Origin of the sequence: Vibrio sp. 10N.247.310.24 (genome assembly GCF_041467175.1) — a bacterium.
Classification (GTDB): Bacteria; Pseudomonadota; Gammaproteobacteria; order Enterobacterales; family Vibrionaceae; genus Vibrio; species Vibrio tasmaniensis_A.
Genome location: NZ_JBFSUD010000007.1, coordinates 76,914 through 98,502 on the forward strand (window position 1 = coordinate 76,914; position 21,589 = coordinate 98,502).

Annotated in this window: 16 protein-coding genes, 1 tRNA gene and 1 pseudogene; 12 read left to right on the top strand and 6 right to left on the bottom strand. The window is 44.2% G+C overall.

The window, feature by feature from the left end; all coding sequences use genetic code 11:
• Nucleotides 1-26 precede the first annotated feature (26 nt).
• From AB6E08_RS03845 to AB6E08_RS03860, 4 genes are all read left to right on the top strand, one after another.
• On the top strand, nt 27-1,067 hold the full coding sequence (locus tag AB6E08_RS03845; RefSeq protein ID WP_372065270.1) for a FecCD family ABC transporter permease: 1,041 nt from the start codon (nt 27-29) through the stop codon (nt 1,065-1,067).
• On the top strand, nt 1,064-2,125 hold the full coding sequence (locus AB6E08_RS03850) for a FecCD family ABC transporter permease (RefSeq protein ID WP_372065268.1): 1,062 nt from the start codon (nt 1,064-1,066) through the stop codon (nt 2,123-2,125). Before AB6E08_RS03845 ends, AB6E08_RS03850 begins: the two co-directional genes overlap by 4 nt.
• Nucleotides 2,126-2,479: 354 nt before the next feature.
• Nucleotides 2,480-3,292, top strand: coding sequence for an ABC transporter ATP-binding protein (locus AB6E08_RS03855; protein WP_372065265.1), 813 nt, complete (start codon nt 2,480-2,482; stop codon nt 3,290-3,292).
• A 189-nt stretch (nt 3,293-3,481) separates the two neighbouring features.
• Nucleotides 3,482-4,513 carry a potassium channel family protein gene (locus tag AB6E08_RS03860; RefSeq protein WP_009846405.1) on the top strand — a complete coding sequence of 344 codons (1,032 nt, stop codon included), beginning with the start codon at nt 3,482-3,484 and terminating at the stop codon, nt 4,511-4,513.
• Between the two features lie 118 nt (nt 4,514-4,631).
• On the opposite strand, the gene AB6E08_RS03865 is transcribed toward AB6E08_RS03860, so the two are convergent.
• Nucleotides 4,632-5,201 (bottom strand): UPF0149 family protein, encoded by a 570-nt coding sequence (locus tag AB6E08_RS03865; RefSeq protein ID WP_012603640.1) that lies wholly within the window; start codon nt 5,199-5,201, stop codon nt 4,632-4,634.
• Nucleotides 5,202-5,371: 170 nt separating this feature from the next.
• Between AB6E08_RS03865 and AB6E08_RS03870 the strand changes: the two genes are divergently transcribed.
• The 5 genes and pseudogenes from AB6E08_RS03870 to AB6E08_RS03890 all read left to right on the top strand — a co-directional run bounded on the left by AB6E08_RS03870 (nt 5,372) and on the right by AB6E08_RS03890 (nt 11,798).
• The gene (locus AB6E08_RS03870; RefSeq protein WP_372065261.1) at nt 5,372-7,828 is read left to right on the top strand and encodes an ATP-binding protein; all 2,457 of its coding nucleotides are present in this window, start codon (nt 5,372-5,374) and stop codon (nt 7,826-7,828) included.
• A gap of 248 nt (nt 7,829-8,076) precedes the next feature.
• Complete coding sequence (locus tag AB6E08_RS03875) at nt 8,077-8,526, top strand: L-alanine exporter AlaE (RefSeq protein WP_009846408.1); 450 nt, start codon at nt 8,077-8,079, stop codon at nt 8,524-8,526.
• Between the two features lie 180 nt (nt 8,527-8,706).
• Nucleotides 8,707-8,797: transfer RNA gene (locus tag AB6E08_RS03880), tRNA-Ser, on the top strand.
• 596 nt (nt 8,798-9,393) lie between these two features.
• Nucleotides 9,394-10,320 carry a LysR family transcriptional regulator gene (locus tag AB6E08_RS03885; RefSeq protein WP_372064706.1) on the top strand — a complete coding sequence of 309 codons (927 nt, stop codon included), beginning with the start codon at nt 9,394-9,396 and terminating at the stop codon, nt 10,318-10,320.
• 225 nt (nt 10,321-10,545) lie between these two features.
• Nucleotides 10,546-11,798 (top strand): annotated as a pseudogene (locus tag AB6E08_RS03890) (D-amino acid dehydrogenase).
• Between the two features lie 80 nt (nt 11,799-11,878).
• On the opposite strand, the gene AB6E08_RS03895 reads toward AB6E08_RS03890, so the two are convergent.
• From AB6E08_RS03895 to AB6E08_RS03910, 4 genes are all read right to left on the bottom strand, one after another.
• A complete protein-coding gene (locus tag AB6E08_RS03895; protein WP_009846412.1) occupies nt 11,879-12,616 on the bottom strand; it encodes a dienelactone hydrolase family protein in 738 nt (245 codons plus the stop codon).
• Nucleotides 12,617-12,733: 117 nt separating this feature from the next.
• Nucleotides 12,734-13,663 (bottom strand): 1-aminocyclopropane-1-carboxylate deaminase/D-cysteine desulfhydrase, encoded by a 930-nt coding sequence (locus AB6E08_RS03900; protein WP_372064704.1) that lies wholly within the window; start codon nt 13,661-13,663, stop codon nt 12,734-12,736.
• A gap of 127 nt (nt 13,664-13,790) precedes the next feature.
• Nucleotides 13,791-15,089: a HAMP domain-containing sensor histidine kinase gene (locus AB6E08_RS03905; protein ID WP_009846414.1), complete on the bottom strand. Its 1,299-nt coding sequence runs from the start codon at nt 15,087-15,089 to the stop codon at nt 13,791-13,793.
• Entirely contained in the window at nt 15,086-15,763 is a 678-nt protein-coding gene (locus tag AB6E08_RS03910) for a response regulator transcription factor (protein WP_009846415.1), read from the bottom strand. Before AB6E08_RS03910 ends, AB6E08_RS03905 begins: the two co-directional genes overlap by 4 nt.
• A 125-nt stretch (nt 15,764-15,888) precedes the next feature.
• Between AB6E08_RS03910 and AB6E08_RS03915 the strand changes: the two genes are divergently transcribed.
• From AB6E08_RS03915 to AB6E08_RS03925, 3 genes are read left to right on the top strand one after another with little or no spacing between them, the layout of a single operon-like run.
• The gene (locus AB6E08_RS03915; protein ID WP_017101037.1) at nt 15,889-16,908 is read left to right on the top strand and encodes a glycosyltransferase family 2 protein; all 1,020 of its coding nucleotides are present in this window, start codon (nt 15,889-15,891) and stop codon (nt 16,906-16,908) included.
• Entirely contained in the window at nt 16,905-18,392 is a 1,488-nt protein-coding gene (locus tag AB6E08_RS03920) for an ArnT family glycosyltransferase (RefSeq protein WP_372064701.1), read from the top strand. Before AB6E08_RS03915 ends, AB6E08_RS03920 begins: the two co-directional genes overlap by 4 nt.
• Entirely contained in the window at nt 18,379-18,843 is a 465-nt protein-coding gene (locus AB6E08_RS03925; RefSeq protein WP_372064710.1) for a GtrA family protein, read from the top strand. Before AB6E08_RS03920 ends, AB6E08_RS03925 begins: the two co-directional genes overlap by 14 nt.
• Before the next feature lie 125 nt (nt 18,844-18,968).
• Here the strand turns inward: AB6E08_RS03925 and AB6E08_RS03930 are convergent, their stop codons facing one another.
• Nucleotides 18,969-21,302 (bottom strand): YgiQ family radical SAM protein, encoded by a 2,334-nt coding sequence (locus AB6E08_RS03930; RefSeq protein ID WP_372064708.1) that lies wholly within the window; start codon nt 21,300-21,302, stop codon nt 18,969-18,971.
• Nucleotides 21,303-21,589: the final 287 nt, after the last annotated feature.

Sequence of the window (21,589 nt, forward strand, 5' to 3'; positions counted from 1 at the left end):
TGGGAAATGGGTAAAGGGTGTCCGTGATGACAAGTATTACTGGTCCTGCAGAAGCATTTGAACAGATAAGAAATGGACAACGACGACTATGGCTGATGGCGGGAGTCGTTTTGTTATTTTTTGCCTCGTGTTTTAGCATTTTCATCGGCACGCATTACATATCGCCGGTAGTGACTTTAGATGCGATTCTTTCTTTTGATCCAACCAACAGCGATCATCTATTGGTTGTCCACCTTCGAATTCCACGCACCTTGTTAGCTTTAGTTGTTGGCGGTGCGCTTGGTGTTGCAGGCGTTATCATGCAAAGCTTAACTCGTAACCCATTAGCAGATCCTGGGATACTCGGTGTCAATGCGGGGGCGACAGTTGCCATAGTCTCAGCGATAGCCTTTCTGGGCATCCATGATATGGCCTATGTGATGTGGTTTGGTTTACTTGGGGCGGCTGTTTCCGGAGCGGGTGTTTTTGCACTTGCTGGGGTAAATAAAGGGGTTAACCCTGTAAGAGTTGTATTGGCGGGAACTGCTTTGTCGGTTGTGTTGCTTGCACTGACTCATATGGTCACAATAAACAGCAATGAAATGGTGTTTGAACAATATAGACATTGGGCTGTGGGGTCATTTCAAGGGCGAGGTTACGATGTCTTGATCCCGGCTGCCATGTTAATAGCCATTGGATTAGTAATCGCATTTTCATTAAGTAAAGCCTTAGATACTGTCTCGTTAGGGGACGATATTGGTCACGCCTTAGGTGTTGACCCGATCAAAATATGGTGTTTTGCTTCTATTGCTATTGTGGTTTTAGCGGGGACCTCTACTGCGGCGGCTGGTCCTATCAGCTTTGTTGGTCTTACTGCCCCTCATATTGCAAGGATGGCGTCGGGGCCGGATCATAAATGGTTGATGCCTTTCTCTTTACTGATTGCATCCATTCTGGCGGTTGTCGCCGATGTGCTAGGCCGGATCGTCGGGTATCCCAATGAGATCAGTGTAGGTATTATGATTGCTCTAATCGGTGGGCCATTCTTTGTATTCTTAGTGAAACGTTGGAAGATATCTCCCCTATGATGATTGAGCCTTACACTCTTCAAAATTCTGGCTCGGGAAGTGTCGTACGCTTCGGTCAGTTTTCTTTCTGTTATCAACCGTCTCATATACTTGTCGCTTTGATTTTGTTGATATCAGTTTGCGCTATTGCAACTTATTCCATGACATTGGGTAAGTTTAATATCTCGTTGCCTCAAGTGGCCGATATCATTCTTGGGGTTGGAGAGGGGGGCGTAAAAGATCGAATAATTCTTAACATAAGACTACCTAAGGTTCTTACTGCGGTTTTTGTTGGGGCTGCGTTAGGCATTTCTGGTGCGGTATTTCAATCGGTATCAAGAAATGCTCTTGGTTCTCCTGATGTCATTGGCTTTACAACGGGGGCTGCTACCGGTGCAATTGCTCAAATAGTTTTGTTTGAGCAAGGGGCAATAGAAGTTGCAATCGCGGCGATAGTCGGTGGAGTAATCACGGCCGTTATCGTTTACTTACTTGCAGTAAAAGCAGGAGTGGTTGGAGGGTATCGCTTAATACTCACTGGTATTGGGATCGGGTCCATTTTGAGTGCGCTGAACAGCCTGATGTTAGTTAAGGGTAATTTGGACAATGCCATTTTGGCTAATCTATGGCTTGCAGGATCACTGCATGCTAGGACATGGACACATGTATATCCTGTACTTATTGGGGTATTTCTCCTCCTCCCTTTTATGATGATGCTAAAGCGTGCGCTTGCCATGATAGAGATGGGGGATGACATCGCAACTCAGCTGGGTATCCGAGTTGAGCGAGTCCGTCTTTCTATGATTTTCTTTGCTGTGGTTTTAGCCGCATTCGCGACAGGAGCTGCTGGGCCTATTGCCTTTATTGCCCTTGCTGCTCCTCAATTAGTTGGTCGATTGAGAAAGTCGCGAGCATTATCCTTATTCTCCTCAGCCCTTATGGGCGCGTTGTTGGTCTTAACTGCGGACGTTTTAATTCAATGGTTGCCTTTTCAAGCAACCGTGCCCATAGGCAGGATGACGGGTATTGTTGGTGGCATATATTTAATTTGGCTATTGACTCGATCTCGCCAGTTTTAAGCATAGGTACTCATATGATTAATGAGAGCGATACTTCTTAAGTTTACCGATTATTTGTCAAGTATATGAGTGTTAGAGCAAGACTCGTTTTACCGAGTTAGATCAGTACTCAAAAATGACAAGTTGGTCCAATGGGTTATGGTGTACCCAACTGAACTTGAAATTGTGTAACGCTGCCTGTTTTAGCCCCGAAGAAACCAAGCGTAACCTTAAGCAGTAACAAGTCTATTCTTGATGCTACGCTTTCCCAAGCAACTGAATAGCTAGAGCTAATTAGTTAAGTAATTAGCTAAATAAGCAAATAGCTAAAAGTTACTTGGGGATATTGTTTAACATAAATTAAATCAGAAACTTATGAGCCTATCGACACCGGTTAAATCTAAAATCACCTCTCGACTAAATGGAAGTAACCTTAAACTTGCATACGAGAATCGCGTTATTTGTGAAAATCTCGAACTTCATATTCCTGAAGGTAAATTTACGGTCATTGTCGGACCCAACGGGTGCGGAAAGTCGACCTTATTGAGAAGCTTATGCCGTTTATTGAAACCTTCTAAAGGCCAAATTTGTCTAGATGGTCTGAATATCCAAAAAGTACCAGCTAAAGAGTTGGCGAGAGAGTTGGGGTTACTTCCCCAAAGTTCACAAGCTCCAGAAGGGATTCGAGTCGTTGATTTGGTAGCAAGAGGCCGTTATCCGCATCAAAAACTATTTAAGCAGTGGAGCTTAGATGATCAAGAGGCGGTCTTCCAAGCGCTGGAAGATACTGGTGTCACCGATTTGGCCGAGAGGCAGGTTGATGAACTATCAGGAGGTCAGAAACAACGAGTTTGGATTGCAATGGTATTAGCACAAAAGACACCGATAGTATTACTTGATGAGCCGACAACTTATTTGGACGTCGCACACCAGATCGATTTGTTGGAGTTGTTCCGCAGCCTCAATAGAGAGAAAAAACACACTATCGTCGCCGTGCTGCATGATTTGAATCAAGCCTGTCGTTATGCGGATCATCTGATTGCATTTGCTGGTGGAGAAATTGTCGCACAAGGGGAACCTAAGTCTTTAATTGACGCCAAACTCGTTAAGCAAGTATTTGGCTTAGATAGCGTTATTATTGATGATCCCGTAAGTCATACTCCATTGATTGTGCCTTTGGGGAAGTAACTCATATGACTTTTTGCTCAGTTTTGATTAACTCCAGAAATTGTTTGTAGATATTTCTAAGTCTTTTTGTACCTAAATGTGGACTATTGGCATTATTTTGGGTTCATGTGCCTTTTTCTTAAGATACATCTTGTTGATATCATTTATTTTTTCTAGCATGTAATTAAGAGAAATGGATTAGAGGCTCTAATGATAATCTGGTTACAACTCAAACGTTGGGTCAAAGCGAATATCTTTGTTTTGAATGGCAAAAACCTACTGTTTACTTTCCTCGGCTACGTGTTTTTATCGTGGTCGACATTGTATTTAGCGGGTGAAACGGACTTAACCAACTCGTTTACTACATTTGCATACTATTTAGTCGTGACGGCTTCTACAGTTGGTTATGGCGATTTGTCACCGACAACGGAAGCGGGGCGATGGATTGTTATTTTGTTTGTTATCCCTGGAGGGCTCAGCCTTTTCGCTGCTTTACTGGGTAAGGTGGCAACAGAAGGTGTTGAATATTGGCGAGCGGGCTTGTTAGGTAAAAGGAGAGTTAGAGTGGAAAACCACATTTTGATGTTGGGGTGGAATGAACAAAGAACCATTCATCTCATCCGTATGCTGCAACATGAAGAAACGGGCAAGCGACCAATCGTATTATGTACGCGTTCAGATATCGAAAATCCGTTACCCGGTGAGATCAATTTCGTTAAGGTCAACAGCTACACCGATGGTAAAGAGATGGAGAAAACGGGCATTGAGTCAGCCAGCTGTATTCTTATTGATAACCCCGAAGACGACATCACGCTGTCTGCAGCGCTTTATTGTGCGAACCGAAACCCTAAGGCTCATCTTCTGGTTTACTTTAAAGATGAGGCGTTGAGCGATTTACTGCATCAACATTGCCCAAACTCTGAATGTATTCCGGCAGTGGGTGCCGAAATGCTGGCTAAAGCTGCGGTTGATCCCGGTTCAAGTGCGCTTCATCAAGAGCTTTTAAGCTCAACTAGAGGTATGACACAGTATTCGACGTATTACCCTAAAGATGCCGAACCTGTAACCGTCGCGCCTATTTTCTCTGTATTCAAAGAGAAGTATAAAGCAACGCTGATCGCGATTGATACGGGGAGTGGTATAGAGCTTAATCCGGAGTTAGACCAAGTTGTCAGCAGCGGTACTAAGTTGTTTTACATTGCCGATGAGCGAATTGATCATTTCGATTGGAAAGGCTTTTAGACGGCTATTTAGTGTCACCTGAAACGAAAGAAGGCCTCATTGTGAGGCCTTCTTACTATCGTTCGAATATAGCGCAGCTTATTTCTTTTATATCTCTCGCTTTAGAGAGAATGGAAAATTATTGTGCTTCGGCTAATGCGATACCGCGTTGCGTTAACCCGCAAAGCATCACTGGCACAGCATTAAAGATCTCTTCAAATTGCTCAAGGCCTTCGATGCCTTGTTCTGCAAGCGTAGCAATGGAAGTTTCTGGATCGTAAAGCATGCTGAGTGAAAGCAACACGCCGCCGACCAGTGCGTTGTCTTCACTGTCTTCGGGCATCAGTGTTTCCCAATCATCACGGGCAATCTGCCAGCCTTGAAGTAAGCCTTCACAAAAATCGCGAGCGGCTGTGTTTACAACTTCTGCATCGTCTAATTGACAAGCTTCGGGCCAACCCCAAGTACCTTCGATCAGTTCTGGGCGGGTTTTGTTCCAAAGCGCGATGATAACTTCAATGTAGCTTTCCAGCTGTTCACCATCGGTAAAAGGTGCGACTTCTTCACCACCCCAAAGGAATGGCAGCCATTCATGAGGGGTTAACACATTTGGAGCGGCTGCCATTGCAGTGACAAAGCCCATGGTTTTGTGTTCTGTGATTAGCTTTCCTTCCAACTCTGGAAGCGCAAGAATATCTTGTAAAGTCAAAGTGAGGTACCGTAAAAGGGAACATATTTGTGCTTATAGTACCAATGAACTTGCGCCAATCAAGCTTCATCTAAAAACGCTTGATGTCATTAGTGATAAACACTAGGTTAAACAGAAAAGAAAATAACAAGATAATTATGCAAATACGCTCGTCTCTCAAGAAAAAAAGTATGGTAGCGCTTGGTGTATACCTCGCAATGTTCATTGCTATTGTCGGTAGTGTGACGTATTACGTCGTAGAATCTCCTGTACGCGCTAAGTTGCAACAAAACCTCGACTTACGTACACAACTGTTATCGGAATTGATTACAGCACCCCTCGGCAGCTCTCAAGGTTTTGTTGATAGTTTGGTTGGTTTCGCTCAGGCGCAGCGCAGTGATACTGATGTTATACCGTTATTTATTAAGTCAATGTTGGCGGCGAGCGATGACACGATCGTCAGCGCAGGTATTTGGCCAGAACCGCATGCATTGGATTCAGATAAAATCCTTAACAGTTATTTTTTCAACAAAGCCGACGATGGTGATATTGACCAGCTCTTTTCTTATAACAACCCCAAAAATGCGCCTTATCAAAACGAATATTGGTATACATCTGTAGTAAACAAAGTGCAGGGAACCATTGCATGGAGCAATGTGTATATTGACCCATATACACATGTTCAAATGATCACAGCATCTTCACCTTACTATTACGATGGAACTTTTGCAGGTGTCGCGACGGTGGATCTCTCACTCGAAGAGTTGCTCGGCTTTATCAAGAACCATGCGGAAGAATACAACCTTGGTATTACTCTAAGAGACAAACTCAACCAAGTGTTGGTTTCTCATAACTTCAATCTCGTTGATGGGATTTATATTAGTAGTAACCAATTTGGAGAGTTTGGATGGCAAGTGGATGTCGTCAACTCAAAATCACGAGTAGCAGACGAAGTGTTTCGTCAGGTAATGAGCGTTGAAGGCGGTATTGTGCCGCTGTTGTTGTTGTGTGTCATGGCCGGTTATTACTTACTGAACCGCTATTTGATAAGCCCAATCATAACGATTGCCGCCCAAGTTGATAGTTCTAAAGCGGGCGAGATCATCGATGTTGACTACTCTAGTGATGATGAAATCGGACATTTGATCAAAACCTTCAACGAAAAAACCATCTATCTCGAAGCTGAGAAGGTTAAAGCTCAAGCATCAACCAATGCCAAAACGGCCTTTCTTGCGACCTTGTCACACGAAATTCGTACCCCGATGAATGGTGTATTAGGAACGGCTCAGATCTTACTGAAAACCCCTTTGAGCACAGAGCAAGAGAAGCATCTTAAGAGCCTGTATGATTCGGGTGATCATATGATGACGTTACTCAATGAAATTTTGGATTTTTCAAAGATAGAGCAGGGTCGGTTAGACCTGGATGAAACACGATTCCCGCTTGATTCAATCATAGGAAGTATCAACAGTGTCTATTACACATTGTCTTCCGAGAAAGGGCTTCAATTCAAAGTGTACTCCGAAGTGCCTTCTGGCCGTTGGTACTTCTCAGACAAAGCACGCCTTCGCCAAATTTTATTTAACCTCTTGAATAACGCAGTCAAGTTTACCTCTCGAGGCTTTGTCGAGGTGTATCTTAAAGAAGTCGTAGAAGGAAGTGACACCTACCTTAGTATTCGAGTTCGCGACACTGGTATTGGTATATCTAAAGAAGCACAAAAACGTATTTTTAAACCGTTTGAACAAGCTGAGTCTTCGACTACGAGACGCTTTGGCGGTACTGGTCTCGGGTTAGCGATTGTGAAGAAAATTGCCCAATTGATGGAGGGCAGTATTAGTGTCACCAGTGAAGAAGGGATAGGCACCAGCTTCGATGTTCGCTTGAAGATTAAGCCTTGCCAGCCTGGCGAAATAGAGAGCTTGCCACATAAGAAGTTAGATTACTCTGGCTTGAAGGTACTGATTGTCGAAGATAACCGAACCAATACCGTCATCATTGAAACCTTCATGAACAGTAAAGGCTTTACTTGTAAGAGCGTCGAAAATGGTGAACTTGCGATACAAGCCGTGGTGGCTGAGCGCTTTGATCTGGTATTAATGGATAACCATATGCCAGTGATGGACGGCGTTGAATCAACCACTGCAATTCGAGCTTTGATAGGCGAGATATCATCGGTACTGGTGTTTGGTTGTACGGCTGATGTCTTTAAAGAGACTCGCGAACGTATGCTTGGTGCGGGTGTGGATTATATTATTGCCAAGCCGATTGATGAGCGTGAGTTGGATGATGCGTTATTCCGCTATTCAAACAAGCTTTACCAATACCATGAAGTTAAAGTTCATGATCTTGATAGCCTAGATGTAGAAAAAAACGATTCGCAAAGTAACAGCGAGTCACTACCTAAACCAGATCTACGAAACAAAGATAACACCGAAGAGCTACTCGTCACGCTGTACGTTGCGCTCGAAGATAATAACTTAGCGCTGATTAAGTCTGCATTAGAGAGCTTGCGTGTTCATGCTGAACCTATGAATAATGCAAAGCTCACAGATCACGTCGATAAAGCTTTAGAGCAGGTTTCTCTCGGTTTCACTCCTGAACAAGAAATCATCAATACCATTACGGTAAATCTTCCTATGGCATAATTGTTGTTTAATTACGGAAATATAATAACAAATCGCTCGTTATTTGACCCTTGTGGGTTTTGTTGGTGGAAGTGACTGCTTTTAAAGTGGTTTTTGGTTGTTAATTTACAACTTTATTTTTAATTTGGAATGTATGACTGCTTATATTGTGATTTAATAGTGACATTATCTGGCTAGGTGTAATCTAACCTTGTTCATGTGTTGTTAAATCACTAATTAAGTAGTGATATATTTTAGGTTTATCGTCAATGAAGTCTCGTGGTCCATTCTGTATTCGAAACGCAGCTGCGGATACATTCGCTATGGTCGTTTTCTGTTTTATTTCTGGAATGATTGTTGAAGTGTTTATTTCTGGTATGACGTTTGAGCAGTCTCTTGCTTCTCGAACGTTATCTATTCCGGTAAACATAGCTATCGCTTGGCCTTATGGAGTCTTTCGTGATTGGTTCTTGCGTAACGGCGCAAAGCTTTCACAAAGCTCATTGATGAAAAATTTGTCTGACTTGGTGGCGTACGTGTTATTCCAGTCACCTGTGTATGCCGGTATTTTATTGGCAGTAGGTGCTTCGAGCGACCAGATTGTTACGGCTGTCACCAGTAACGCTGTTATCTCATGTGGTATGGGCGTGCTGTACGGTTATTTCTTAGATATGTGCCGTAAATGGTTTAGAGTTCCGGGCTACTATCAACAAGCTTAAGAAAAGCAACAAGCGTAAGTACAACGATAGAATGAAATTTGGTTTGTTTTTGATCTAATGAGTTAATTTGTAATCGAACAAACTGAAAAAGGCACTTTTTTTGATAATGCCTCTTGACCAAAGCAAGCAGAATCAATAAAGTAGCGCCTCGTTGAGTGACAAGCTCAACACACAATTTGTGGAAGGATGGCTGAGTGGCTTAAGGCGCTCGCCTGGAAAGCGAGTATACGTTTATAGCGTATCTGGGGTTCAAATCCCCATCCTTCCACCACTATTCAAAACCCTAGCAGAAATGCTGGGGTTTTCTCGTTTTAGAGCACCTATATTTTATCTCTATCTCTATCTCTATCTCTATCTCTATCTCTATCTCTAGCCCAAAGTCCTTTGCCTAGTTATCACGCCTTCCAACGCTATTTATGACCACTTGCTTACTGTGATTGGTATTATACCAATCGTAGTAAATAACTGGTCACCCTAGCTTGTTAAAAACCTCGATAACTTCGTTAGAATTTTTGATTGTAGAATAACTACTTATCGAAAAATTCTGCCTTGTTCTCAAGCTTTTTTCCTACGCTATGTTTGATCACTTATTTACTGTGATTGGTATTACTCAAGTGAAAGCCGAACCTCACAGGTGCCATGTCATCGAAAATGCTTCGTTAAGCGGTTTCAAACAGGTTCTTTAAGCTCTTTCCATCTGTCTATCAAGAGTAGAGCGAATAAACGAGCATGAGCCTTTAGCTGCCTTGAAGTGACTCGGTGCACAAGTTAGTAAGTGTAAATACGTTCTTGATAAAATGGGATACATGTTCGCAGTCAATTTGTGAGACGCTTGATCTAGTGTCAGTCGAATCACAAGGAAGTTGAATGCATCACTTTAATATCCGCGCTCTTGAGTATTTAAACGCGTTGTCTAAGTATGGCTCATTGCGTAAGGCATCCAAGATGATGAATGTTGACCCTGCTGCAATGAGCAGAATGCTGACACAGCTCGAAGCGCAAGCGGAAATGAAAGTATGGGAGCGCAACAACCGCCAATCACTGTTGACTGAGGCGGGTAATGAACTGTTGCATTACTACCGTTCCATTGTTCGTGGAGAGGCTGCAGCGCTTGCTCGACTAACCAAGCTCAAAAACCTCAAAGGAGGTAATGTCAGTATTGCCATCGGTGAAGGGTTTATTACCAACTTGGTGTCAAAGCCGATGCAAACCTTCATGGCTCGATACCCTGATATCAACTTATCAATTGAGATTGCAGGGGCATTGGACGCAGTTAAGATGTTGGAAGATCAACAGATAGACTTCGCAATAACCTATGCTTCTGCACCGCACCCTAAACTACACTCACATGTTGAACGTAGCCATCCGCTCGAATTGATTGCTCCGAAGGGGCACTTCCTTACGATGAAAGAAGCACCTGTGACACTGCAAGATATTAAGGATGTGTCTTTGGCGTTGATCGACAACTCAACAGGGATGGGTCGATTGGTCAAGCATGCCGAGCAAATGTCACATTTCACGTTAGAACCTAAGCTTCAGACGAACTCAGTCACTGCACTGACGAACTTTGTTTCAGCAGGGTTGGGTGTCACCTTTATGCCTAAGCTCACGGTGATCGATGAAATAAAGTCAGGGCAGATTGAAGTGGTTGCGACCGAGTTGGAGATGCTATCGAAGGCGACGGTTAAGGTTCAATCTTTAAAAGACCGCGCACTCACGCTACAGGCCGAAACCTTGTTAGATTTCTTACTCGAAAACGCCACTTTCTTAAGCCATGACGCTTACAATATCTAGGCTTAATCGATTTACTTAGCAACTCCTCCTAAGCGACCAAATGCCGCCAATATCACAGTTCCAAATTGCCGAATTCGTTTTTAAGTTGAATTGAGTTTTTGTCAACGCTCCCTCTATTGTTAAGTCAACATGCGCGGAATAAGTTACAAATTATTAACGAAACGAGTTTTAGACTGACAGCTGTGTTCGACAGATTTTGGCTTTGTCGGGCATTAGGAGAAGAGAATGGAAGTTATTGTAATTGGTAGCGGTGTTATTGGGTTAACCAGTGCTTGGTACCTTGCGAAAGAAGGTCATACAGTGACGGTTATTGATCGTCAAGATAGCAGTGGCAAGGAAACCAGCTTTGCGAATGCAGGGCAAATTTCTTACGGATATTCTTACCATGGGCGGCACCGGGGATTCCGTTGAAAGCAATGAAATGGCTTACCCAAGAGCATGCGCCTCTAAAAGTGAAGCCGTCACTTTCTCCTGAATTAGTTGCTTGGGCGACTAAGATGTTGGCCAACTGTAATGAAGCCAAGTACGCCATGAATAAGTCACGCATGTTAAGAGTGGCAAACTTCAGTCGAGAGTGTCTTACTCATCTAAGAACCAGTGAAGATTTAGCTTATGAGGGCAGGCAGAAAGGCACCTTGCAAGTATTCAGAAGCGAGAAGCAACTCGATGCTATTCAGCAGGATATGAAGCTATTAACAGAGAGTGGGATCGAACACTCGCTGTTTGATGTTGACCAGTGTCTGTCAGTGGAGTCGGGTTTAGCGGACGTCAAAGACAAGCTGGTGGGCGGCTTATACTTACCTCATGATGAAACCGGTGATTGCCATCAGTTCTGTTTAACCTTGACTGAGAAAGCCAAGCAACTCGGTGTTAGGTTCGTGTTTGATACTGAAGTGGTAAGTTTGAATCATCAGAATCAAGCCATTGAGACTATTACAACGACTCAAGGCGAGTTTAAAGCGGATGCTTACGTGGTCGCTTCAGGCAGTTATTCTCGAGACTTGTTGAAGCAAGTCGATTTGTCTATACCGGTTTACCCAGTGAAAGGATATTCACTAACATTGCCTATCGTGAATGTAGATAAGTCACCGACTTCGACTGTTATGGATGAAACCTACAAGGTCGCGATGACGCGATTTGATGATCGTATTCGTATCGCGGGTACGGCAGAACTCGCTGGTTTTGACTACCTAATCCCAGAAAAACGCAAAGCCACGATTGATATGGTGATAAAAGATCTTTTCCCACAAGCGGGGGACTTTTCTAAGGCTGAATACTGGACTGGGCTAAGACCAATGACGCCAGATGGCACGCCTATCATCGGCAAGACGCCTATCAAAAATTTATTTACCAATACAGGTCATGGAACATTAGGTTGGACAATGGCATGTGGCTCAGGAAAGATCTTAGCAAGCATAGTCAGTGGCTCTGCCTGTGATATTAAATCTGATGACTTAAGTATCCATCGTTATTTGTAACAACATGATGTAGTGATGGTGAAAGTAACCCCATTCTAAGTTTTAGAATGGGGTTGTTTTTTCTGGGTGGGTATCGAAAGTTATCTGGTGGTGGTTTCTAGTACATGGGTAAATCTATCCCACGATTTCTGGTCAGCTTCTTGTTGATAGTTGTTTGAGCCGAATACGGTAAAGGCATGTGGCGCACCACTGTAGGTGATCATTTCATGCGGAACCTTGCTTGATTCAAGTTGAGCTGCGAGGCTTCCAAAGTCGTGCATTGAGATCATGGCGTCTGCTGTACCATGGAACACGACAACTGGAGCTTTTGTCTCAGAGTAGTCTTGTCCTTTAGGTGTCGATAAACCGCCATGGAAGGTGACATAAGCTTTCGATGGGATGCCAGCACGAGCGGCTTCTAAAACGGCTGCGCCACCAAAACAGTAACCCATTATCACGTTGTTATCTAAGTTACCACCAAGCCTTTTCGCTTCCATCGCTCCCGCATTAAGTAGTGCCCGCATTTTTTCTCTGTCTTTATACAACTCGCCTGTGTGTTGTTTTTTGTCTTTCACTTCGGTAGGGCGAATGCCTTTACCAAATAGGTCGATGGCGAACACGTTGTAACCGAGTTCGTTGAGCATCTCAGAACGTTTCTTTTCGTAATCAGTTAAGCCATCCCAATCGTGAATTAGCAGCACCAAAGGCGCTTGGTCACTGGCTTCACTCCAATAACCTTCGTAATCCATACCATCGACTTGGTAAGTGATGTTTTCTCCTGAAATCGCAGAGAAGGGCAGTAAAACTGAAAACAGGCCGAGCGTAGTGATTGTTCGCATGCGTGATTCCTTTCGATGACAATTGATGTTCCAATCGAAAGTATAGATAACGCGATGATTCTCGCCAGATTTCAGTTTATAACTTGAATAGCTAAACTGGAGAATAAAGGAAAAAAATTACCAAGATGTGTTGGTTTTGCTAATGCTCATCTCCGGATACTTCCGCTGATAGCGCGGCAACATCGATTCATTGCCTAAGATGCCGCCTTGATGAATATAGATGATGGTCTTAGTTGGGTTGTCTTGTTGCCACTGTACTAAGCATTGCCACATCAAAGGGTCATAGAGCAGGTCAAACTCAATGTCAGTTTGCTCTTGCAGGTCTAACCAAGTTTGATAATCCTGCTGATACAACTTACCAAAATGGTGTTTGGTTTTGAGCGGTAAAATCTGTGGGTGCTCGGATTCGCCAAGTTCATCGAATTGCTGAGTTAAATAGTCATTACCACCTACACACGCACAGGTTAACACCGGGATATTGTGTACTTTTAAATGCTTATGTAGATACAGAGCCGTACTGCCTGTACCAGCGGGTAGTGCCACCACAAAATCGTGTTTGTTTTCGAAGCGCGTCCAGCTGAGTATTTCCATCGCCAGTTGCTTCACGCCATATTCAGAAAGCTGAGAACGTCCACCTTCAGGTAACACAATACAATCGGAACCTGGTTGCCTTATTTGTCCAATATACGCTTGTGGATGAAGCTCAGAGCCTGTTTCTTTGACTGAAATAACCTTAGCCCCAAGATCGATAGCGCCACGGTAGTTGCCGAGTGGGCGTTCTTGTAGCCATTGAGGAAGGTGGTCGACGTAAAACTCAAGCGTCCAGCCTTTGATTTTTGCAAGTGCGGCTAGCGAGAACAAGGAGTTAGCTTGAGCGGACCCATAGCTTATTAGAGTGGTGGTGTTTGGGTGATCGTCTTCCAGTAGCTTCATGAACTTTCTGGCTTTGTTGCCGCAAAAGTGGGAGTGAAGCTTATCGTCTCGCTTTAAGAAAAAGGTGTGATCGTTGTATTGATGCTGAGTTACAGGGCTATTATTTAGTTTCATCGCACTTAGACAAAATGCTGACTCAAGAGCCAGCATTTTTAAATCAAAAAGGACTACTGAGTATCTAGTAGCTAGCGAGCGCTGTAAACCAACTAAATCAAGTTTTCATAGGGTATTGAGCTTCGTATTACGAGTTTGCTTGCTTTAATGTGGATAAGGAGGAATCTGTCTGAAAGGCGATTCTTGCAGTACACCCTCCAGAGTTGCGATTGACCAACTCAAAGTCCCAATGGAAGCGCTGGCACAAGTCGTCGACAATCAATAAACCTAATCCATGACCATTCGGATTGTACTGTTCCTGAAGGCCTTCTCCTTGGTCTTCAATTACCAGGTTGTCTTGTGAGAGAGTGATGCTCACTGTGCCACTATTGGTCGCTGCAATCGCATTTCTCAACAAGTTGCCAACCAACATGTTCATGATCGCACTGGTGGCTTGAATTATAGGCTCAGATTGAACGAGTAGGGATATTTCGACTGCTTTCTCATTTGCTTGTAACGTATTTTTGGAAACGATGGTCTCTAATTCTTGCTGGCTAAACAAGCGCAGCGGTGCATCGTCACTATTTCTTTCGTAACGAACTAGGCCAAGCAGGGCATCGACCATCTCAGACATCTGAACAATGGCTTCATCAATGCGTTCAACCTGCCGAGATTGAAACTCGGTTGTTTCGCTTCTCAATAGCAATTTATTCGCACCACGAGCAACGGTTAGTGGTGTTCTTAACTCATGGCTTGAGTATCGAGCAAAGGCTTGTTCACGCTTGACCAAGGAATTGATTTCTCGACGATACTGATTCAGTTGATCGGTTAGCTGACGAAATTCAACTGCCGCATCATCACTCACACCGAACTCTTCGTTGAGATTGAGTTTATTCGACTCAAGTTGCTCAGAGAGAGAGTTGAATGGTTCAATCAGTCGTTTTGACAGTCGATAGAGCAGAGCACCAAAACTAAAAATTAAGATAGAAAGTAACGTGAGCACAAAGGCGGTCGCGTACACAAGTTCAGAAATAGCAAATTCAACACGGTCTATTTCGGAAAGTAGGATTATTGGGTGGGTTTTTCCTTTGTCAGAATACTCGCCAACATAGACCATTCTTGACTCTGGCTCTTCGCCGATCTCTCCGAGAAAGCTCTCTTTATTTGCAATGAGCTTATAATATTCGGGAGGTACGAATGACGGGTCGTTATAGGCGACTGTCAGATCATCAATTCTTAACTCACCACTTTCTCCGGCTTGAAATAGCTCGACGGCGTAATTGCGGTCAATCAAGATGCGTCTTTCACCGACCCGGTCTTCAGACATGTAGAGCGCGACAATAAAAACGACATAGACGAACGCAGACACAATCACGGCCATTAGCCCAAAGAAAACAGCTAAGCGGCCGGTGAGGGTTTTAGTGCTTGTCAGAAAGTTGGAAATCAATTAGATGACTCCAAGCGGAATCCTATTTTAGGAACCGTAATCAACATTTGACTGTCAAAAGGCTTGTCGAGTTGATTTCGTAATTGATAGATGTGACTGCGCAGCACATCATTATTGGGTTCATCTTCTTCCCATAATTTGTAGGAGATATCTTCACGAGTCACCACTTCCGGTGCGTTTTGGCAGAGCATCTCAAGTATGGTGTAAGTGGTTGGGTTTAGCGCAAGAAGCTTATCTTGGCGGTAAGCTTTACGGGTTTTTTGGTCGATGGTGAGTTCACCGAACTGAAGTTTTGAAGAGGCTACTTTTCCGCGGTAACGACGAACTAGTGCGTTCATTCTTGCTTCTAAAATATCCAAATCAAAAGGCTTGGTTAGATAGTCATCGGCACCATGCTCAAACCCTTTCAACATATCATCGCGGCTATCTAGCGCGGTCAGCATCAAAATAGGTGTCGCGTTGCCTTGGTCTCGCAATTTATTACAAACCGTGAGGCCGTCCATTCTTGGCAACATCAGATCCAATATTATGATATCAAATGAGTTTTCCAACGCGAGTTGGAGGCCGAGTTCGCCGTTGTCCGCATAATCGAGTTCCATACCAATACACTCAAAATAATCAAACAAGACACCTGCGATTTCACGGTTATCTTCGACTAATAGAACTCGTTTCATTTTGATTCTCATACAGAAATAGACGGTAACATTATCCTGAGTGAGCGTGAAAAATATGTCAATAACATAACTTTCACTTATGGGAGGGTAGATTGGATTCAGATTAAAAAATAGAAGAACGTATTATGTCTGAACTTCATATAAGCCGCCCTAAGATATCTACATCGCAGATCAACCCTGCGGTTTCTCTGTCTATCATTGTGCCTTTTTACGATGAACAAGAGGTATTGGAAGAGTTCCACTCTCGCCTTACCAAGGTGCTGGATAGCTTACCCATCACCAGTGAAATCGTTTATGTCGATGATGGCAGCAAAGATAACAGCTTGGAGTTGGTGAGTTCATTCACTTCAATCAATAGCTCAATTTCTGTTATCGGTTTAAGCCGTAATTTTGGCAAAGAATCAGCGATGAGCGCAGGCCTTGAGCACTGTCGTGGACAAGCGGTGATTTTGCTAGACGCTGACTTACAAGATCCACCTGAGCTTATCCCGCAAATGATTGCCAAGTGGCGCGAAGGTTATGACGTCGTCAATATGCAGCGCAGCCAGCGTGATGGTGAAACATGGTTTAAGAAGTTTTCAGCAGCGAGCTTTTACAAAGTCATGAACGTGGCTGCGAAGATTGATGTTCCTGAGAATGTGGGTGATTTTCGACTGTTAAGCCGAGAGGTTGTCGACCATATCAATCAGCTTCCAGAACGTAACCGCTACATGAAAGGCATTTTTTCATGGCCGGGTTTCCGACAAGCGACACTCCAATTTAAGCGTGATGCTCGCTTCTGTGGCGAGACCAAGTGGAACTACCTCAAGTTAATCGGTTTGGCGATGGATGGGATTACCTCGTTCTCTATCCGCCCTCTGCGTATTGCGACGGCCGTTGGTGGTTTAGTGGCTCTTACTGCTTTTGTATATGGCGTCTTCATCGTATTCAAAACCATGATGTTTGGCGAGCCAATTACGGGTTATCCGTCAATGATGGTCGTGCAACTTGCACTTGGCGGAATTCAACTGTTGAGTATTGGTTTAATGGGGGAGTACATAGGTCGTATTTTCATCGAAACCAAGAATCGCCCTCTTTATCTGATCCAATCGGTCGTTGATACTCCCGCATTGAAAACACATTTTAAATTAGAGGAATCAGCATGAGTTTGAACAGAACGCATCTATGGTATTTGTTGGCTTTTGCACTAGTTTTAAGGCTTTTATCTTTGGCGACTTATCCGTTAATGGACACCACTGAAGCTCGCTATGGAGAAATGGCTCGCTTGATGGTAGAAACTGGCAATTGGTTAACCCCTCAGTTTGATTACGGTATTCCTTTTTGGGGTAAGCCACCGTTGTTCACATGGATGAGTGCTGCTGGTATTGAGTTGTTCGGCTTGAGTGAGTTTGCTGTGCGTGCTCCGCATTGGTTAGCAGGTTTCGCGACGATTCTATTGGTCGCGTATCTGGCGAAGCGTACGGGACAAAGTGCCTTAGTGGCGGCTGTTGTATTGGCAACATGTGGGATTTTCTCTATCGCCGCGGGTGCTGTGATGACCGACATGGCGTTAACGTTAGCCATGACCATCGCGATGCTGGGCTTTTACTTATGTTGGCTCGGTGGAGAAAACTGTAAAGGCGAAGGAAGTGAGAGAACCAACAAAACCTGGGGTTACGTTGGATTTGTAGGCTTGGCGTTGGGCTTGCTTGCAAAAGGTCCTGTTGCGATCGTGATCATGGGTATCGCAGTATTCCCTTGGTTGCTATTACAACATGGTATTTTTGGGGCTTTTAAAGTGTTGTGGCAACGCTTTCCACTGTTGTCTGGTTTAGGTGTCATGCTGGCGATTGCCTTGCCTTGGTACATTATGGCTGAAATGGCTACTCCGGGCTTTATTGATTATTTTATTGTTGGCGAACACTTTAAGCGTTTTGTTGTGAGTGGTTGGGAGGGCGATTTATACGGTTCTGCTCATGATGAAACCAGAGGCATGATCTGGGTATTTTGGATTCAGGCCGCTGCGCCGTGGTCGATTGTATTACCTATTTTAACTTTCGCTCGTCGCAAGAAAATTGCAGAAATTAATACTGAAAATCGCGGCTTGTTTTCATTTCTTGTCTGTTGGTTGATTTCACCTCTGATTCTTTTCACTATGGCGGGCAATATTCTCCCAGCTTACGTCCTGCCAGGTATTCCGGCCCTTGGCTTGTTGATTGCTATACTCGTAGTGGAAAAAGATAAGAAGTGGTTCTCGAGCGTGGCTTTGGTTCTACCTGTGTTGCTAATGATTGCGATGGTCTACCTGAATCTCGGAAAGGCGAACGAGAAAAGTGACCGTATTATCTTCGAGCAGATCACGGATGAAGCGCCGAGCTTTTACGTCGGTAAACGACCTTTCTCCGGGCAGTTTTACAGTCATGGACAAGCGAAAAGACTTCTCGATATCGAGCAGATAGATGGCATTGATGAGTTCTATCTGATTGGTAAAAGATCTGAAGTGGAAACCAAGATTAAAGAGAACGCATTAACGTGTATTCTAGAGCCAACGGTGAAAATAAAGCGTGCTTTGTTCAGCTGCCATAACCAGAGCAACACACCAAATTTTTCGTTGAATCATATTGAAAGTGAAAATGATGTTCAGCGTTAACTCAAGGCTACGAATGTTCAATGACAAGCTTCAATCACATAGCCAAAGACTACAGTCCCACCACAAGATGGTTCGATTTGCTGTGGTTGGTGTTGGTGGGTTTGTTGTTGATTGTTTGGTTTTTGCATTGCTGCATTATGTTGTTGGGCTGCCTTTAATGATGGCGCGAATTAGCTCCTTTATTGCTGCTGCAACGACGACATGGTTGGGTAATCGTATACTGACTTTTGAATATAAAGGGCGAGGTCATTGGTCTGAGAAGCTGATTCAGTGGCAAAAGTTCATGTTTACCGCATCAATATCAGCGGTACCTAATTTGCTGTGCTTTAAGCTGATGACGGAATTGCTTCCTACCTTTATCGGAGCTGTTTTTATCGCAATGGCGGTTGGTATCTTGGTGGGCATGGTCACTAACTATTTGTTTAGTCAGTATTGGGTCTTTACCCGTTAGAATCCCTTGTAATCACATAACCAAGTGAAACTTTTGGGTAGTTCATTAGTAACAGACACAAAAAAGCGCAGCTAAATAGCTGCGCTTTGTATTTTTATGATAACCAAGTAAATGGGGTCGCTATATTAACGCTGTGTTGCGCGCTGGCGATTCTTTCCGTTACTCGCAGGTTTACCACCTTGACCATTACCCGCTTTGTTACGGTTTGGCTTGCCATTCCCGCCGCCATTGCCTTGAGATTGCTGACTAGCAGGGGCTTTTTTGATGAAGCCCGTCGCTGGTTTATGCGCGTTACCATTGCCGTTCTGCTTTCCGTTGCCCTGATTGCCATTACCTTGGCTACCCGTTGGCTTCTTACCGCCCGGTTTTGGCTTATTGCCACCTGGCTTAGGCTTATTGCCGCCAGGCTTAGAATGGTTACGTGGGCTTTCGCCACCAAGACCTGGTTGAGACTTACTGTGCTTAGTCGCAAAGCGCTGTGAGCCGTGACGACCAGACTTACGACGCTGCGCCGGTGTCTGAGCTTCAAAATCTTCTTCTGGTACTAGACAGTTTGCTTTGTCACCAATTAGGTGTTTTTTACCCATGCTGATCAGCGCTTCACGGATGATTTTCCAGTTTTCAGGATCGTGGTAACGAAGCAGCGCTTTATGCAGACGACGTTGACGATCACCTTTCGGTACAGGAACATCTTCACGCTTCTTATATTTCACGCGTTTCAGAGGGTTGGTCTCTGAGTAGTACATCGACGTTGCATTACACATTGGCGATGGATAGAAGTTCTGTACTTGGTCACACTCGTAGTTGTGCTTTTTCAGCCACATTGCAAGGTTAAGCATGTCTTCATCTTCTGTGCCCGGGTGAGCAGAGATGAAGTAAGGAATTAGGTACTGTTTCTTACCGGCTTCAGCGCTGTATTTCTCGAACATCTCTTTGAAACGATCGTACGTGCCCATACCCGGCTTCATCATCAGATCCAGTGGGCCTTTTTCAGTATGTTCTGGAGCAATCTTCAAGTAACCACCAACGTGGTGAGTCACAAGCTCACGAACGTATTCTGGAGATTCAATCGCTAAGTCGTAACGTACACCAGAAGCGATCATGATCTTCTTAACGCCCGGTACTTTTCTCGCAGAGCGGTACAGGTCGATGGTGTGTTGATGGTCTGTGTTTAGCTTTTCACAGATTTTCGGGAACACGCATGATGGACGACGACAGTTAATTTCTGCTTTAGGATCTGAACAACCTAAACGGTACATGTTCGCCGTTGGGCCGCCCAAATCAGAAATAGTACCGGTGAAGCCCGGCACTTTATCTTTAATGTCTTCGATTTCATCCAAGATAGATTCTTTCGAACGGTTCTGGATGATGCGACCTTCGTGCTCTGTGATTGAACAGAAAGAACAGCCACCAAAACAACCACGCATGATGTTAACCGAGGTTTTGATCATGTCGTATGCAGGGATTTTCGCTTTGCCATACATTGGGTGAGGAACACGCTTATAAGCAAGGCCAAACACGTAGTCCATCTCTTCTGTGGTCAATGGAATCGGCGCTTGGTTAACCCAAAGTTCGCGATCACCGTGACGTTGAATCAGAGCACGACCTGAGTACGGGTTTGTCTCAAGGTGCAGAATACGGCTAGCGTGAGCGTAAAGAATACGGTCATTGTTTAGCTTTTCGTAACCTGGGATACGAACCGCGGTTGTTTTTGCGTCGTGACGAGAAGGACGAATAGTAATAGGTTGCGCTTTTATTTCTTCTTTTTCGTCTTTCTTAGTATCACACTGGGTTTCAACTTCGTAAGGGTTAACCGGAACGTACGCTTTGTTCGGCTTTTCGATACGAGAAGAGTCAATGATCTTGAAGCCTTCTGGGGCAGCAGGAAGATTGATAGCAGTACCGCGGATATTGGTCAGCGTAGACATGTCTTCGCCATCGGCAATGCGGTGTGCCACTTCAACCAGTGCACGCTCAGCGTTACCAAAAAGAAGAATATCTGCTTTTGCGTCAAACAATACAGAGCGACGAACTTTATCTGACCAGTAGTCGTAGTGAGCAACACGGCGCAAACTTGCTTCGATACCACCAAGAACGATTGGCGTGCCTTTGTAGGCTTCGCGACAACGTTGGGAATAAACTAGAGTTGCACGGTCAGGACGCTTGCCACCTTCGTTGTTTGGCGTATAAGCATCATCGTGACGTAATTTGCGATCAGAGGTGTAGCGGTTGATCATGGAGTCCATGTTACCCGCTGTAATGCCGAAGAATAGGTTAGGTTTACCTAGCTTCATGAAGGCGTCTTTATTGTCCCACTTTGGTTGCGCAATAATGCCCACGCGGAATCCTTGAGCTTCAAGAAGGCGACCAATGATAGCCATGCCAAAGCTCGGGTGATCGACATAAGCGTCACCAGTTACAATAATAATGTCACAGCTATCCCATCCAAGAGCATCCATCTCCTTTCTACTGGTAGGCAAAAAAGGTGCAGTTCCGTAGCACTCGGCCCAGTATTTTTTGTGTTCGTGAATAGGAGTGATATCGCTGTACATATTTCAACCTCTGATTTTTGAGGCGGGAATTATAGCGGCATGAGCCTAGACTAGCCAGTAGAACATGCCCCTGTTAGTTTTGATGTCTTTCGTATTTTTACGGTAAATGGCGACAGAAGAGCCATACATCAGCATAGTTGAAGCCTTGAATCTCGTCTCTAATTTATGATTTTGATTAGTGTTCGCACCAGTTT